General features: G+C 42.9%; 14 protein-coding genes. 7 read left to right on the forward strand and 7 right to left on the reverse strand.

What is annotated here, in order from left to right; genetic code table 11:
• The first annotated feature begins 274 nt into the window (after window positions 1-274).
• From HOO90_RS08290 to HOO90_RS08320, 7 genes are all read left to right on the forward strand, one after another.
• On the forward strand, window positions 275-1,057 hold the full coding sequence (locus HOO90_RS08290) for a lipopolysaccharide kinase InaA family protein (protein WP_292841972.1): 783 nt from the start codon (window positions 275-277) through the stop codon (window positions 1,055-1,057).
• 47 nt (window positions 1,058-1,104) lie between these two features.
• Window positions 1,105-1,785 carry a class I SAM-dependent methyltransferase gene (locus HOO90_RS08295; protein WP_292841973.1) on the forward strand — a complete coding sequence of 227 codons (681 nt, stop codon included), beginning with the start codon at window positions 1,105-1,107 and terminating at the stop codon, window positions 1,783-1,785.
• A gap of 9 nt (window positions 1,786-1,794) precedes the next feature.
• Entirely contained in the window at window positions 1,795-3,240 is a 1,446-nt protein-coding gene (locus HOO90_RS08300; RefSeq protein WP_292841974.1) for a lipopolysaccharide kinase InaA family protein, read from the forward strand.
• Between the two features lie 97 nt (window positions 3,241-3,337).
• The gene (locus HOO90_RS08305; RefSeq protein WP_292841975.1) at window positions 3,338-5,056 is read left to right on the forward strand and encodes a carbamoyltransferase C-terminal domain-containing protein; all 1,719 of its coding nucleotides are present in this window, start codon (window positions 3,338-3,340) and stop codon (window positions 5,054-5,056) included.
• Window positions 5,057-5,261: 205 nt separating this feature from the next.
• Entirely contained in the window at window positions 5,262-7,076 is a 1,815-nt protein-coding gene (edd, locus tag HOO90_RS08310) for a phosphogluconate dehydratase (RefSeq protein ID WP_292841976.1), read from the forward strand.
• A gap of 217 nt (window positions 7,077-7,293) precedes the next feature.
• The gene (gene eda / locus HOO90_RS08315) at window positions 7,294-7,920 is read left to right on the forward strand and encodes a bifunctional 4-hydroxy-2-oxoglutarate aldolase/2-dehydro-3-deoxy-phosphogluconate aldolase (RefSeq protein ID WP_292842028.1); all 627 of its coding nucleotides are present in this window, start codon (window positions 7,294-7,296) and stop codon (window positions 7,918-7,920) included.
• Window positions 7,921-8,004: 84 nt separating this feature from the next.
• Complete coding sequence (locus HOO90_RS08320) at window positions 8,005-8,673, forward strand: HAD family hydrolase (RefSeq protein WP_292841977.1); 669 nt, start codon at window positions 8,005-8,007, stop codon at window positions 8,671-8,673.
• Window positions 8,674-8,676: 3 nt separating this feature from the next.
• Here HOO90_RS08320 and HOO90_RS08325 read toward each other — a convergent pair whose 3' ends face one another.
• The 7 genes from HOO90_RS08325 to rfaD form a co-directional block, all read right to left on the reverse strand.
• The gene (locus tag HOO90_RS08325) at window positions 8,677-10,200 is read right to left on the reverse strand and encodes a hypothetical protein (protein ID WP_292841978.1); all 1,524 of its coding nucleotides are present in this window, start codon (window positions 10,198-10,200) and stop codon (window positions 8,677-8,679) included.
• A 5-nt stretch (window positions 10,201-10,205) separates the two neighbouring features.
• The gene (locus tag HOO90_RS08330; RefSeq protein WP_292841979.1) at window positions 10,206-10,799 is read right to left on the reverse strand and encodes a CatB-related O-acetyltransferase; all 594 of its coding nucleotides are present in this window, start codon (window positions 10,797-10,799) and stop codon (window positions 10,206-10,208) included.
• A gap of 94 nt (window positions 10,800-10,893) precedes the next feature.
• Entirely contained in the window at window positions 10,894-11,976 is a 1,083-nt protein-coding gene (locus HOO90_RS08335; RefSeq protein ID WP_292841980.1) for a glycoside hydrolase family 99-like domain-containing protein, read from the reverse strand.
• Window positions 11,951-12,994 carry a lipopolysaccharide heptosyltransferase II gene (gene waaF / locus HOO90_RS08340; protein ID WP_292841981.1) on the reverse strand — a complete coding sequence of 348 codons (1,044 nt, stop codon included), beginning with the start codon at window positions 12,992-12,994 and terminating at the stop codon, window positions 11,951-11,953. Before waaF ends, HOO90_RS08335 begins: the two co-directional genes overlap by 26 nt.
• Before the next feature lie 89 nt (window positions 12,995-13,083).
• Complete coding sequence (rfaE1, locus tag HOO90_RS08345) at window positions 13,084-14,547, reverse strand: D-glycero-beta-D-manno-heptose-7-phosphate kinase (RefSeq protein ID WP_292841982.1); 1,464 nt, start codon at window positions 14,545-14,547, stop codon at window positions 13,084-13,086.
• Between the two features lie 19 nt (window positions 14,548-14,566).
• Window positions 14,567-15,133, reverse strand: coding sequence for an SIS domain-containing protein (locus tag HOO90_RS08350; protein ID WP_292841983.1), 567 nt, complete (start codon window positions 15,131-15,133; stop codon window positions 14,567-14,569).
• A 58-nt stretch (window positions 15,134-15,191) separates the two neighbouring features.
• Window positions 15,192-16,181 (reverse strand): ADP-glyceromanno-heptose 6-epimerase, encoded by a 990-nt coding sequence (gene rfaD, locus HOO90_RS08355; protein WP_292841984.1) that lies wholly within the window; start codon window positions 16,179-16,181, stop codon window positions 15,192-15,194.
• Window positions 16,182-16,237 lie beyond the last annotated feature (56 nt).

The following is a 16,237-nucleotide window of genomic DNA, read 5'->3' on the forward strand; positions in this document are numbered from 1 at the left end:
GGCATGAATAGATACATGGCATAACCTAAAATAGCACCTAAGCGATGAATGTTGGCGAGTGAAAGTAAGGCGAGCGGTTTGAATAAAAGACTAAGCATGCAAAATCATAACATATCAAAAGGCCATTCACTTAGTGCATTCAGTTGACGACGAGCTAGATTTGGACTGCTATAATTAGTGGCCCGCAACACAGAAAAACCCACAAAACAAATGTTGTAAAAGTTGGCTGTGTAATTCGATTTAAGAACAGTCTTATTAAAAAAGCTCGATTAAAATGACTAAATTTTTTATTGCCCCACAGCACCAGCAGCTATTGGTTTTTAATCAGGTAGCCGATTTTGATTCAATATGGAATCATAAAGTGAACTGGTTTGAAGAGCCAAATGTGCGACGTGGCGGCTGGAGTGGGGTAGGGCGAATCGAACTTAAGCAGCCCGATGGCAGCGTACTGGGGGCATTTTTAAAGAAACAAGAAAATCACCAGCATAAATCTTGGCGACATCCGATTCATGGCATACCAACATTTGAACGTGAATTCACCATGATGCAATATTTGCGGGCGCATCAGGTGAATGCACCAGAAGTGATGTTTTTTGGGCGAAATCCTAATGGTGATTTTAAAACAACGCTGCTAACAAAAGAGTTGGTTGGATTCGTTTCATTAGACGAATTGACCGAACAACTGTTTGAACAAGCGCGACCTGTATTGCATCGGCAAAATATATTGTTAAAGGCAGTGGCGACTTATGCGCGACAATTGCACGCGGCTAGTGTGCAACATCGTTCGTTTTATCCAAAACATTTATTTGTGAATATGAGCGATGCTACGACGCCACAAGTGGCGGCCATTGATTTAGAAAAATCACGCATCAATCCATTTTTAATATTACGCATCTTGATGGATTTATCAGCGTTGAACCGACATGCAGCGCATTGGAGTAAAACACGCCGCATGTATTTTTTACTACATTACTTGAATCTGCGGCGTTTAACGCCGTATGCAAAATGGCTATGTCGGCGAATTGTTAAACGTTCGAGTCGAGCAAAGCATAAGTAACAGTTATAATAACGAATTATTAATTACGATTTTCAAGGTGTTCTGCAATGACAAAGCCTAAAGAAGCCCCAATTAAACTTGAGTTTTCGGATAAATATACCCGAGAGCATTCACAGCAATATTTTGAAAAACATCAAGATGGCTTGATGCGTAAACTTTCACATTGGCGTGATGTACAGCTAGCACGCAAGGCCCTGAAAATTGCAGGAAATCCACAGCAAGTACTTGATTTACCCTGTGGGGCAGGCCGTTTTTGGCCGCTGTTGGCAGAGAGCCCAACGCGTAAAATTATAGGAGCAGACAATTCTGCCGATATGGTTTCGATAGCTACAGAACATTGTCCAAAAGAAATTGCCGCTCAATTCACCGCTATCCAGACCTCGGCCTTTGCCATCGATTTGCCTGACGATGCAGTAGATAATATATTCAGCATGCGATTGATGCATCACATCGGACAGTCTGAGCATCGTGTCGCCATGTTAAAAGAATTCCACCGTGTGACACGTGATACCGTAATTTTATCGCTTTGGGTGGATGGTAACTTGAAAGCCTACCAGCGCAAGAAATTAGAAGCTAAACGTAGCAAAAAAGGCGAACAAAACCGCTTTGTGATCCCAGTAGAGCAAATTGAGCGAGACTTTGCTCAAGCGGGTTTTAAAGTGGTCGATTCGCTGGACTTTATCCCATATTACGCCATGTGGCGTGTCTATGTATTGCGTAAAGTTTAATTCAAGCAGTTGCAAATACTTCTAAAAAACGCCGCGCCGATTGAGGTTGAAGCTGTTGTCAGGGTGGTGCCGCAGCAGCGTGAAGTGGTGCGTGGTACTTGGCAAGGGCAATTGGTCTATGCCAAACAGTTTTCTGGAGCTCGCGCTAAAAAGCACTTAGAACGTGATGTAGCGGGTGTTCAGCAACTTCTGAATGCTAGCATCCCTACACCTGCTTTGCTTTTCCAAGGCGATGCCGTTGCACCTAACTCTTACGTGGCAATTTATGCCGCCATCACTCCCGCGCAAAATGCTGAAGAAGCTTATGCACAATTGCCTAAAGACCAGCGGTTGTTGTTGATGCGGCAATTAGTGCAAGCCTTAGCTTTGCATCACAAAGCAGGCTTAATTCAAACGGATTTGTATTTTAAAAACTTCCTACTCGAAACTGATCAAACAACTGGCGCGTCCAGTTTATACACGCTCGATGGAGATGGCATTCGTCTCTTATCGACATTCTTTAAAAACCGCCAGCAACGGCAGAATCTTGCTACTTTGTTTTCAAAAATGGATGTGCTGGATGAGGACGATTGGCTGCAATATTTGTATCAAGATTACTGCGATGCGATGGGAATGTCCTTTTCAGTTGAGGGCATGACAAACCTCTGGTTGGCAACGCAAAAAATTCGTCAGCAAGTGGCAAGTGGCTATGCGGATAAAAAAGTGTTTAGAACTTGTACAGATGTAAAAGTCACGCAGAATTTTAGGTATTTTTCTGCTTTAGCCAGTGCCTTTTCAGAGGATGAAACTACTCTGCTAAATTTGGACATTTTTTTAGCTAATGCTGCGGGCAATATAAAAAATGGTAACACCTGCACCATTGCTACGGCGCTAATTGCTAATCGGCAAGTGGTGGTGAAGCGCTACAATATTAAAAGCTTTCTACATGGTTTCGGCCGTGCTTTTCGCAAGAGTCGCGCGGCCATTTCCTGGGCTAATGCGCATCGCCTGAATATTTTAAATATCGCGACCCCTGCGCCACTCGCGTTGGTAGAAGAGCGTTTTGGTTGGTTGCGTCAACGCGCATATTTCGTGAGTGCATTTTTAGATGCGCCTGACGTGGCACAGTATTTTGCAGAAAAACATTCAATTGAAACAAAACAAGCAGTGGCCTATGAAGTGGCAAGCTTATTTTATCGATTAAGTTTGCTTAAAATTTCACATGGCGATTGTAAGGCGAGTAACCTTAAAATTAAAGTCGGCAAACCTGTGTTGCTTGATCTGGATGCCATGCAAGCCGATCCATGGTTTTTTCAACAAAAACATATTAAAGATTTAAAGCGCTTTATGCGAAATTGGCAGCAGGATGCGGAAACCACCTTGCTGTTTAAGCAAGCTTTTAGAGCCGCTTATCATGAGGCAGATGATCCTTGGGTGATGCCTTTGTTGGTGAGAGCGGGAATTGCGAGTGACTGATTTGTTAGAAAATAACAACGATTCTTGATAAACCCAGTAAAATAGCAAAAAACTTAAGTAACAATACTTACGAAAACAACCTTATGAAAGTACCTACATGATTGTTTTAGGGTTATCTGGTGCGCTGGGGCATGATGCTTCAGCAGCAATATTGGTCGATGGTAAAATTATTGCCGCAGCCGAAGAAGAGCGTTTCATTCGTGATAAACACGCTAAAAATAAATTCCCTTATGAGGCAGCTAAGTTTTGCCTAAAACAAGCAGGCATCACTGCTGAGCAGGTCGATATTGTTGCGTTTCCGTATGCGGAAATTCCACTCAGCAGCAATGCACGCTGGCACTACGCCAAACGTCATTGGTATGCGCCTGATCGTGCGCTGGATGCACTTTTTAACGGCAATCGCCGTTTTAGGCGCAACCGAGACAAGTCACTGAAACTCATGGCCGATTTGGGTTTGAAGAATGCCAAATTTGTGCCAGTGGAGCATCACTTGGCGCATGCTTCAAGTGCCTATCATTTAAGTGGGTTCAAAGAAAAAACCGCGATTGTTGGCATTGATGGCAAAGGCGAATACGCCACTACGTTTTTTGGTTACGGTGAAAACGGAAAAATCCATAAAATTAAAGAGTTTTATGACCCCGATTCACTAGGTGGCATGTACGGCGCCATTACTGAGTATCTTGGTTTTGAGATGCTTGATGGCGAGTTTAAAGTCATGGGCATGGCGCCTTATGGTGATGCCAGCAAATATAATTTATCACGTTTGGTCAGCTTCGAAGATGGTGAATTGAAAGTAAATACCAAGTTGGTTAATGTAGTAGGTTTACGTCGCTACAAAGAAAGTGGCAAGGGCTATTATTTCACCCCAGAATTAATCGATTGGCTAGGCCCAAAACGCCACGGTGACGAGATTGATGACCCGTATATTCACTATGCCGCATCCGTTCAGCAGTTGCTTGAAGACCTCGCGCTGAAGATGATTGATTACTACTTGGGCGATATCATCAAAGAAACTGGCCGTATCGCAATGGCGGGTGGTGTGGCGCTGAATGTGAAGTTGAATCAGCGCATAATAGCCATGCCGCATGTAAAAGAGTTATTCGTGCAGCCTGCTTCAGGTGACAATGGTACCTCGCTTGGCGCTGCGACTTATGCTGCCCATTTGGCGGGCGACACCATTGCGAAAATGGAGCATGCTTATTTAGGCCCAGCGTATAGCACAGAAGAATGTATCGCTGCCTGTGAGGCGCATCCAGAAAAACCGATTTTCAAGCGCGTAGAAAATGCCGCACAAACGGGTGCGGAACTCTTAGCAAGCGGCAATCCGCTCGCCTGGTTGCAAGGCCGCATGGAGTTTGGCCCTCGTTCACTCGGCTGTCGCAGCATTTTAGGTGACCCGAGTTATCCTGGCGTGGCTGATCGCATTAATGCACAAATCAAATATCGCGAACGCTGGCGGCCCTTTTGCCCGAGCCTATTAGACTGGGTTGCACCGGAAATTTTGCAAACCAACCATCCTGCGCCCTACATGACCTTTACTTTTAACGTAGCAGAACAATGGAAGTCACGTATTCCAGAAGTGGTGCATGAAGATGGCACGGCGCGCGCGCAAGTCGTAACGCGGGAAACCAACCCCCGCTATTATGCATTGATCGAGCATTTGGAAACATTGCGTGGCAATCCGGTGGTGTTGAATACGTCACTGAATCGTCGTGGTGAACCTATGATTTGCTCACCAACGGATGCGCTAAACATGTTTTACGGTTGTGATTTAGAGTATTTAATGCTGGAAGATATTTTAGTTACAAAAAAATGAATTGATTGAGATTAAATAGCGCTTAATTTATTACGAAGAGGCCGCTTTTAAAGCGGCTTTCGTTTGACGATAAGCCTCAGTTTAGCGATAATCAAGGCTAGCGTTTTTCTTAACTTATACAGATGTTATTCGCTGAATAACGGCTAGGTAAGTTCCGCAAGACAAGGTCCCGCAAATTGGTTATCAAAAAGTAGAGTGCCTGATTATGAAACAATCCCATTTAGAAGTTACAGAACGTATCATCGAGAAAAGCCGCCCAACGCGCACGGCATATTTACATCGTTTAGATGAAATTGTGAACCGTCAGCGTGGCGCAGATCGTTTAGGCTGTGCTAACGTCGCGCATGCATTTGCAGCCATGCCTGCAAATGATAAATTGCGTGTGGTCGTTGAAAAGGCACCGAATATCGGCATTGTTACGGCTTACAATGAAATGCTTTCGGCACATCAGCCATACGTAAATTACCCTGATATTATTCGTGACGAAGCCCATAAATACGGTGCTACAGTGCAAGTAGCTGGTGGTGTTCCAGCAATGTGTGATGGCATTACGCAAGGCGAACCCGGCATGGAACTGTCGCTATTCAGTCGCGATACCATCGCCATGAGTACGGCGATTGCGCTTTCGCATGATGTGTTTGACGCCGCCTTATTACTTGGTGTGTGCGATAAAATTGTACCAGGTTTGCTAATCGGAGCCTTGCAATTTGGTCACCTGCCATGTGTGTTTGTTCCAGCAGGGCCAATGAGTACGGGTATCGATAACACCACAAAATCCAAAGTACGCGAGCAATATGCGCAAGGTAAAGTGGATCGTAAAGCCTTATTGGCGTCTGAATCAGCGGCTTACCATGGTGCGGGGACCTGTACTTTTTACGGTACCGCCAACAGCAACCAAATGCTGATGGAAGCGATGGGCTTGCACGTTCCAGGCGCGGCATTCATCCATCCACATGATGGCATGCGTGAATTGTTGACGCGCGAAGCCGTTAAACTGGTACTGGCAAATGCAAAAAAAGAGCAATTTACACCAATTGGTAGGCTGGTGGATGAACATGTGATTGTGAATGCGATGGTGGCATTATTGGCTACCGGCGGCTCAACTAATCATCTTATCCATTGGGTTGCTGTGGCGCGTGCAGCGGGCATTATGATTGACTGGACTGACTTTTATCATCTTGCCAAAACTACACCACTATTGGCAAGTGTCTACCCAAATGGCAAGGCGGATGTGAACGAATTTCAAGAGGCAGGTGGTCCAGCCTTTGTTATTCGTGAATTGATTGATGCAGGCTATATGTTCCCTGATGTCTTCACCGTGGCATATGGCGGTCTGCGCGATTACGGCAAGGTGCCAGCCAAAGAAAATGATAAATTAGTCTGGAAAGATCTGCCGAAAGAAAGCAGTGATGAAACCATTGTTCGTACTGCGGCCTTCCCGTTTGACGAGTCGGGTGGATTGCGTTTGTTAAAAGGTAATTTAGGCCGTAGCGTAATTAAAATTTCTGCTGTCCCTGCCGACCGCCACATTATTGAGGCGCCAGCCATAGTGTTTGATGCACAAGAAGAATTGTTAGCTGCATTTGACCGTGGCGAGTTAGAGAAAGACTTCATTGCCGTTGTCCGTTTTCAAGGTCCTAAAGCCAACGGTATGCCAGAGTTACATAAACTCACTCCGCCACTAGCCGTGTTGCAAAATAAAGGCTTTAGAGTAGCCATTGTAACCGATGGTCGTATGAGCGGTGCTTCGGGCAAGATTCCTGCAGCAATTCACTTAACTCCTGAAGCTTCAGCAGGTGGTCCCTTAGCTAAGGTGCGTGACGGTGATATTATTCGATTGAATGCAACGGTTGGCATGGTCAACGTGCTGGTCGATGAGGATGAATGGGCCGAGCGAGATTTAGCCGAACTCTCAGACACCAAGCGTCACCAAAATGCGCATGGTTTTGGCCGTGAGTTGTTTGGCGGAATGCGGAAGAATGTGTTGTCTGCCGAAGAAGGTGCCATCACTTGGCTATAAACTTCGTAAATTAAGCGATAACCGCGTTGTGCTAACTGCCGTAATTGTTTAACTGATTGAGTTTGCGCGCCTTGTTCTCACTTGATTATCAAAGTTTACGTGATTCGTTACTAGAACCGATAATCCCGCGTACGATGGAAGCTATTTTGAATTTAAATTTTGAATTTTAATAAATAATTTTTAATTAACTAGGTAAAAAAACATGAGTACATCAAGCATTAAAACAATCGACTTGGCCAAAGAAGGCCCAGTAATTCCAGTGATTGTGATTAACAACGTAGAAGATGCTGTGCCGATTGCAGAGGCCTTGCTAGAAGGCGGTATTCGCGTACTCGAGGTAACGCTACGTTCTTCCTGTGCGTTGCAGGCGATGGAGCAGATTGCCAAGCACGTGCCAGATGCAATATTAGGTTCAGGGACTGTACGTAATTTAAAGGACGCACAAGCCTCGCTTGATGTTGGCTGTAAATTTGCGGTGAGCCCTGGCTACACCACAGAACTAGGCCAATTTGCACGTAAAATTGGCCTTTCATTATTGCCAGGCGTTTCTACAGGCTCTGAAATTATGACCGCGAACGCGGATGACTACTATTTTTTAAAGCTGTTTCCAGCTGTGGCTGTAGGTGGCATTAATTTGCTAAAAGGTTTTGCCGGTCCATTCGGCGATGTTAAGTTTTGCCCTACAGGGGGTGTAACGGTTGAATCAGCTCCGCAGTTTTTGGCTTTACCTAACGTTGTGGTTTGTGGTGGCACTTGGCTAACTCCAGCCGACGCTGTTGCAAGAAGAGATTGGGCACACATAACTAAATTAGCAAAAGAAGCTAGTGCGATTAAAGCAGCTTAATTGCATTTAGGGCGCTTTATAATTAGGCTTTGTACTAAATTAGTACAAAGCCTTTTTTATTAAATTAATGATTTAGGAACTGGCTTGAAAATAGAATTAGAAAAATATAAAACTATTGTGTTTGATTGCGATGGTGTGGTACTTGATTCTAATATCGTCAAGACAGAAGCCTATTTTCGTACCGCTAAAAATTTAGGTGCAACGGATGAGCAAGCCCAATCTTTAGTAGATTATCACGTAAGACTGGGCGGCATTTCGCGCTATCATAAATTTGAATATTACCTAAGTGAGATTTTGCATCAAGCGGTTACAAAGGAAGCCGTTCAAGCCTTATTAAATGAATTTTCACGTGAGTTAGAAGTCGGTTTGATGGCGTGCGAAGTTGCTGAAGGTTTGGATGTTTTACGTCAGGCGACCCCACAAGCGAATTGGATGATATTGTCGGGTGGTGACCAGCAAGAGATTCGTGAATTATTCGCTAAACGTAAATTAGCCCATTTTTTTGATGGGGGCTTATTTGGAAGCCCCGATAATAAAGACACTGTGCTAGCACGAGAAAAAGCGAAAGGAAATTTGCGGTTTCCCGCTTTGTTTATAGGAGATAGCAAATATGACCATGAAGCAGCAATACGCGCGGGCTTAGATTTTGTATTTTTGAGCGATTGGACTGAAGTAGGAGATTGGGAAAGTTATTGCCAATTAAACAAAATCCAGTTAGTGCGCAGTCTGCATTCACTAGTTAAAAATAGGTAATTTTTAGTTTATTTTTGCAAAGACCATCACTTTTTTCTTAGAACGAAATCCCATAAACTCTTTTACTAGCTTGTAATTATCAAGGCTATTGAAAAGTTGTTGTTCTTTATCAGGTTGGTGATTTTTAAGTTCGATAACTAAGTAACTGTAATTTTGTACCGAACCATCGGCTATTGCGTTCGTAATGTAAGCCCAATCATCATAGCCTCTTCCCGCATAGGGAGCACCTGCATAATAGCGAGTACTAGGGGTTGTGTAAAACACAGGTGAATTTGATTTATTATGTGTTTTAATCCAATTGACGGCGTATTGTTCGTAATTATATTCATTATCTTTTGGCCGCAAATTATTAATCAAAACGACGCTCGATAAAATAATGGCTAGTATTAATAAATATTTTTTCCAGCCAGTATTATCTGAATGGAAAAGTTGAGTAAAGCTGAATGAGGCTAATATCAACAGAATAAAAGATAGACTTGCTATGTAGCGACCAGATAAAATGAAGTTGCTAGTTAAAATGACTGCGGCATTTAAAATTGCAATAGCAATGACCCAGTACAATATTTTAAGTACATCGGGAATAACATCATTAAGGCTATTTTTCCAATTGCTCATAAGGATAATGCTGGCAACCCATCCAGGAGAGAGCATACATTTGGATACCAGTATTGCTCCCATAGTAAGTAGGATGCCCAACATTCCATAGTCATCCAGAAAATCACCAAGAATTTGTTCATTCATGATTTGTGCTTTAGCAACAAATGTTTCAGAAATATTGTTATAGCTGAGTATCAGTAGCGAAAATAAATCATTGAGTCGCCCGAAACTTTTTAATGATAAGCTAGGAATTAAGAGGAGTAAGGATAAAATTATAGTAAATGCAAGTAAGCTCAGCGAATTTGCATATACCCACTCCCTAACTCGGTGCTGTGCATTTTCTTTGGTGAATAGTACAAAAGGCAATAAAACAAGAAATGTAGTTGCTTCTATTCTGAATAACACTGCAATAATTGCTGTGAGTTGCCACAATAGAGCATGACTGAATTTTTCAGTCCGATAAAACAGTATAAAAAACTGAATGCTAAGCAGAAAGAATGCCCAAAAACCTTGATCTCTTAACAACATGGGCAGTACATCACCCACTAAGTAGGGAGTACTAAATAACAGCAAGGAGCCGAAAAGCATAGTGATTTTGTTGCCGCCAGCTAGTCGAATGATGGCCATAAAACTATAGGTACTGACAGTAAAGAAAATAACATTCAGGATTTCTGCAACTTGTTGAATGTTTATATCTAAAAGCTTATGTAGAAAAGCAAGTAAGGCCGAATATAAAGACCAGTTATATAAGGCTAGGCCTTGCTTCCATTCCCCTAAAGCAAATAATCGAGCAACTTCAAAATATAGAATGGAATCGTCATTTATCCAGCCGTTTTGTATATAAATGATTCGCCAAGCGACTAAGCTGGCAAGCAGTGTGAGAAAAGCCTGAGTTTGATTGTCTGTCAGAGAGCGTAATTTTTTAATCATTATTATTAAGCCGTTGTTGTGTTATCTGACAAATGAGATTTGGATCGTGCGTATTCAAAAAAAGCCGTTAGATTATCTGAACAGAGTAGTGGAGCAATCCTGAGAACTTCATCTTCTGGCCAGTCCCACCATTTGGATTCCAGTAATGCTTCGCGTGTTGCCTCGTCAAAGCGCCAGCGGATGTGCTTTGCAGGATTGCCTCCCACGATTTCATAAGGAGCAACATCCTTGGTGACAACTGCGCTATTTGCGACTACAGCACCGTGACCAATGGTGACGCCAGACAAAATAACACTGTTTGCGCAAAGCCAAACATCATTGCCTATATTGACATCACCTTTTGTTGGCGCCCAATTTTGGATATGAGCTACATGTGTAAAAAAAGCCGGGAATGGATAAGTCGTGATCCAGTCAGAACGGTGCATTCCCCCCATGTAGATTTTAACATTAGGAGCAATCGAGCAAAAAGAGCCAATGGATAATGTGGCTTCCGTATGTGGATTTTTGATATTGGGTACGCCGTAGTTATTGTTCCCAATTTTATAGTTTGGATATTCTTTTTTAAAACGTTCTAGTGATCTTGCGGGTTTCCTACGCAATTTTTCAGCTTTTCTTTGCACACGTCTGGCGCTTAGGTAATTAGTTAATCCAAAAAGTTTTATCATATGAATTATTAGCGTGTGTAGGGAAGGCTTATTTTAAATCACTTACGAATGCGTGATAGGCTTTTAAAAGATCCATTCCAAACACGCTATCAGGCTCGAGTAAGTTGCCCTCTGCCCACTCATTCCAAGATTTAATAACTACCAATTGCTGTTGATTATTTTGTGTTGCCTTTCGCCTTATGCTGTGAGCAATCTTTTGTAGATGCTGGTTAAAGCTGTCTAAATTAAAGTCTTTTAGTACTGTCCCGCGCCGTAAATGTCGCGGAGTTGTGTCCCAGCCAGTGAAAACTGCTGGAATATGTTTGGCATCGTTATTATGAACGTATTGATCAACAACCAAATGTGGGTAGCTATAATAAAATGGACCAATTTGGTTAAAGCCTAATTTGCGCGTCAGTTTTTCTTTAAGGTATGAAAATACATTGTCTTTATTGCGTTTTTTGAAAAAACCGTTCGATCGCGTATAGCCGTTAAACAAGCTGGCGTGCGGTGAATTACTGTCAGTATTGTCCGCTATCCAATAAATACCGCTAAATCCAGAAGCCTTTGCTAATTTCTGAAAGGTATCGATAAACACAGGCAAATCTGGAATTTCGTTGGGGTTGAAAATTGAGAATATGGGCTTATTGTCAATTTTAAGGTAATGCGGTGATTTGAAGTGTGGTAATAGTCGGTTGAAGTATACTGTGTAATCTTGCTCACCAAGGTATTGTTGCGCTTGTAAAGTGGTATTGTTACGCTTGTTGTACCAAGTATGATTTGCCCAACATAAGCAATAATCAAAATTTAACTGTTTATCCAGCACCATTTGCATGGGTTTTTCAAGTAGGGTTTTACCCTTGCCAAACCAGTAGTCAAAGACTAAAAATCCATCTATACCAAAGTTTTTAGCTGTTTTTGCTTGCCACTCTAATACTTCCGAATTTAATAAATTGTATTCGCCAATAGGTGGTATTGGTCTGCGAATCGTTTGCCAATTGAAATACTGCTTTGCTTGACGCAATTGCACCCATTCGGTAAAACCTTGTCCCCACCAACGGTTGTTTTCCTCAATTTCATGGAACTGAGGGAGATAATAGGCTAGGCTAAGTATTTTGTTTGCTGTCGACATGTTGTAAATGTAATTGATTATTTATGTGGTTAGGAGTGATTTTTTTAAGGCAGTTTAAATGCCCTAATGGACACTCTCGCTTAAAGCAAGGGCTACATTCAAGACCTAGGTATTCCACTAGAGCTTTGCTGCTCATTGGTGGCGTATGCTGCGGGTTGGATGAGCCGTAAATTGCAACCAAGTTTTTGTCTAACGCCGCGGCTACGTGCATTAGTCCAGAGTCGTTGCTTATTACGCTTTCGCATAGTGACATTAAGTCGATGGCTTCGCTTAGATTGGTTTTGCCACCTAAATCTAAACATTGATTTTTAGCGAGTGCATTGATGCTTGTTGTGACAGGAATATCTTTCTCTGAGCCAAATAACCAGACCTGCCAACCCTTGCTAAGCCCTTCACGAGCGACTTCGGCATAGTATTCAGCTGGCCAACGTTTAGCTTCACCATATTCGGCACCAGGACACAAACCAAGAATTTTATTATTGGGTTTTGCTATGCCTAATTTAGTTAATGCGTTCAGGGCATTTTGTGTATTGGCAATTAAAGTTGGATTCGGAATGTTGATAGGCAACTGCGCGTTTGTTTCTAATCCTAATGCAATAAATCGATCCACCGTGCGGGGGAGCTTGGTTTTATCGAGCAGACGAATATCATTAATTAAGCCGTAGCGACTTTCACCCAAAAAACTAGTGCGTTGTTTGATGTTCGCGGCAAAAGGCAAAATGGCTGATTTAAATGAATTGGTCAGAATAATAGATTGCGTGTAAGTTGCATTTCTAAGACTTCTGCCGAATTTAATACGCTCAAATAATGCAAATTGCCCATGTTTAAATGGCAAGGCTATGCCTTTGTTTACTTCAGGCATACGTTCAATCAGCGGTAATGTCCAAGCGGGCGCAGCAACGTCAATGATGCAGTTTGGCTTGTTCAATTTAAGTGTTTTAAACAGACTTTGCGCCAGCACCATGTCACCAACCCATGAGGGGCCAATGATTAGAATTTTTTCTACAGCCTTTTTCATTGCGGGTTTGATCCGCAATCTGAAATATTCTTGAGATGCTGAAACGAGTTCAGCGTGACAGTGAATTTATCCGCACGCATATAATTAAATTAGCTGTTCATTTTTCTTATGATATTGCTGGTGCTACGGCCCTGCACTAGTGGGATCAATTTTACACTTCCTCCCCACGATTTTACTTCGGTGCCACCTACGACTTGCTCTTCTGTGTAGTCATCGCCTTTAACAATCACATCTGGTCTTATAGCATCAATCAATTGTAATGGAGTGTCCTCATCGAACAATATTACCGCATCTACTGAGGCAAGGGCGGCAAGTACGCGAGCACGGTCACCCTCATGTACTACAGGGCGTGTTGGACCTTTTAGCACGCTCACAGAGCGATCGGTGTTAAGTCCTAAAATAAGCTTGTCACCAGTCTTTTTTGCTGCTTCTAAATAGGTGACGTGACCAGCGTGTAGTAAATCAAAACAGCCATTGGTGAAAACGATTTTTTGATGATTGGCTTTCCACTGGCTGACCAGATCAGCCAATTGAGTGCGGTCACAGATTTTATCCGCTTGCGATTGTCCATCTTCGCTCACCAGCGCTCTTAAAAGTTCTGCTTGGGTAACAGGTACGGTGCCTACTTTTGCAACAACAATGCCTGCCGCAATGTTGGCCAGTTGCAGGGCATCGTGTGGATTTAAGCCATGTATTAGGCCGGCGGCGAGAGTGGCAATCACGGTGTCGCCTGCGCCGGAAACATCAAATACTTTTTTCGCGGTAGCGGGTATGTGCTGAATCTGTTTATCGTCAATGAGCGAGATACCTTCTTCGCCACGAGTAACCGCGAGAAAATTTAATTCCAATTTAGCTTTGAGTTGCGCAGCGGCTTGCAGCAAAGCTTCGGTGTCATGAATATCAACAGCGCACGCTTCCGCGGTTTCTTTTTTGTTTGGCGTCAGCGTGTTGGCACCTTTGTATTTGCTGTAATCGCGGCCTTTGGGGTCGGCAATGATAGGAATGCCAAGTTGCTTACACTTTTCAATAATTGTTTTACAACTATTGTCGCTTAACACGCCTTTGGCATAATCGGACAGAATTACGATTGCGGGTTTTTTAGTGAGTGCTTTCGTTACATTATTTAGTATTTGATTGTTTTCATCTATACTAAATGGAGTTGCACTTTCATCATCAATGCGCACAATTTGTTGATTGCCACTCATGACCCGGGTTTTTGACACGGTAGGCCTGAATTTTGAAACGAAGATATTTTCGGTATTAATGCAAGAATCAGCAATAATTTTTTTAAGAATGCTGCCTGTGTCATCTTCACCAATGCAACCGATAATTTCGGTATACAATCCCAAACCGCTTAGGTTCGCTGCAACGTTAGCAGCTCCACCAGCTCGGTCTTCACAATGTTTTAGCAACACGACGGGTACCGGAGCTTCAGGCGAAATGCGGTTCACATTACCCATTAAATAACGGTCTAGCATAATGTCGCCAATGACTAATATCGTTTTTTGGCTAAGGTTGAATTGGCGAACAGTATCGATTAAATGGGAATTCATGGTTGGTTTAACTTTAGACTTAGTCTGCTTCCAGCAGGCCACATAAACTGTGGCCAATAAAAATATGCGCTTCTTGTATGCGTGGTGTATCGTTACTCGGCATCACTAGGTTGAATTTGCATAATTCCAGTAATTTCCCACCAGTGCCGCCAGTCAGGCCAACTGTGGTGGCTCCAATCTCGTTTGCTTCAATGATGGCATTGACTACGTTTTTGCTATTGCCGGAAGTGGTAATGCCAATCACCAAATCTTCGGGCCGGCATAGGCCTTCAATTTGGCGGGCAAAAATGTAGTCATAGCCATAGTCGTTGCCGACTGAGGTTAAAATAGAGGAGTCGGTGGTCAGTGCAATGGCTGCTAAGCCGCGACGCTCTTTTTTATAACGGCCAACAATTTCGGCAGCAATATGTTGGCTATCTGCTGCGCTACCACCATTGCCCATGATTAAAATTTTACCGCCACGTTGCAAGGTGGCACGCATTTCTTCGGCAACAGCTTTTACCTGTGGAAATAAAATTTGCAATTGCGCAAACATGTCGGTGTGCGCTTGCAGTTCACTGAGTAAATATTCAATTTGATGAGTCATGGTTACTTTCTAGGATGTGCTGTATGTTTGCTTAAACAAATAGTTACTTATTTGCTTGTTAGCAATAAGCATCGTCATGCATCAAGTAATTTTGTACATAATCTTGCACGCCTTCTTCTAAACTGCAAAAGGCTTGTGTGTAGCCTGCGGCACGTAGTTTAGCTACGGTTGCTTCGGTAAAGTACTGGTATTTACCTTGCAGGTCTTCTGGCATATCAATGTAAGTAATATTCGGTGTTTTACCTAAGCTAGTCATCACGTTCGTGGCAAGATCTTTGAATGCCCGCGCCTTACCTGTGCCTATATTATAAATACCATTGGTGCATCGCTTGCTATTTAATGCCGCACTTAAAAAATGAACTACAGCTGATGCTGCATCTTTTACATAAACGAAATCACGCAATTGCATCCCATCCTCAAAGCCCGTTTTATGGCTCTTAAAGAGCTTCACTGCACCAGTTTCTTTAAATTGGTTAAAGCTATGAAAAGCAACGCTTGCCATGCGTTCTTTGTGGTATTCATTTGGCCCATAGACATTAAAGAACTTGAAACCAGCCCAGGCGCTAGGTACTGGTTTATTTTCAGCAACTTGGCGTAACACCCATTCATCGAAAAAGTGTTTTGAGTAACCGTAACCATTCAGTGGACGAAGGTCCTTTATTGAGGCGTCATCGTAACCATGCTCTCCAGCGCCATAAGTGGCGGCAGAGCTGGCATAAAAGAAACTGACATTGTTTTTAGCACACCAAGTCCAAAGGTTTAGCGAGTAATGAATATTGGCTTCAACCAGTTTATTGAAATCGCGCTCGGTGGTGGCGCTAATAGCCCCCATGTGGATGATGGCTTCAATATCTTTACGACCTTCTAACCACGGCATGAGTTGGTCTTTATCTAAATATTGCACGTATTGACGTTTGACCAAATTCTGCCATTGGTTCTCATGCGTGATTCGATCCACTATCACCACGTCATCACGTTGTAGTTTGGTATTGAGATGCCAAGCGATGATAGAGCCTATCATGCCTGCACCGCCAGTAATTACAATCATAAGAATACGCCTGAATTTATTGCCTGAAGGTCTGTCATTTATTTACTTTTGAGCCA

It is taken from the genome of Methylotenera sp. (assembly GCF_013141425.1).
Classification (GTDB): Bacteria; Pseudomonadota; Gammaproteobacteria; order Burkholderiales; family Methylophilaceae; genus Methylotenera.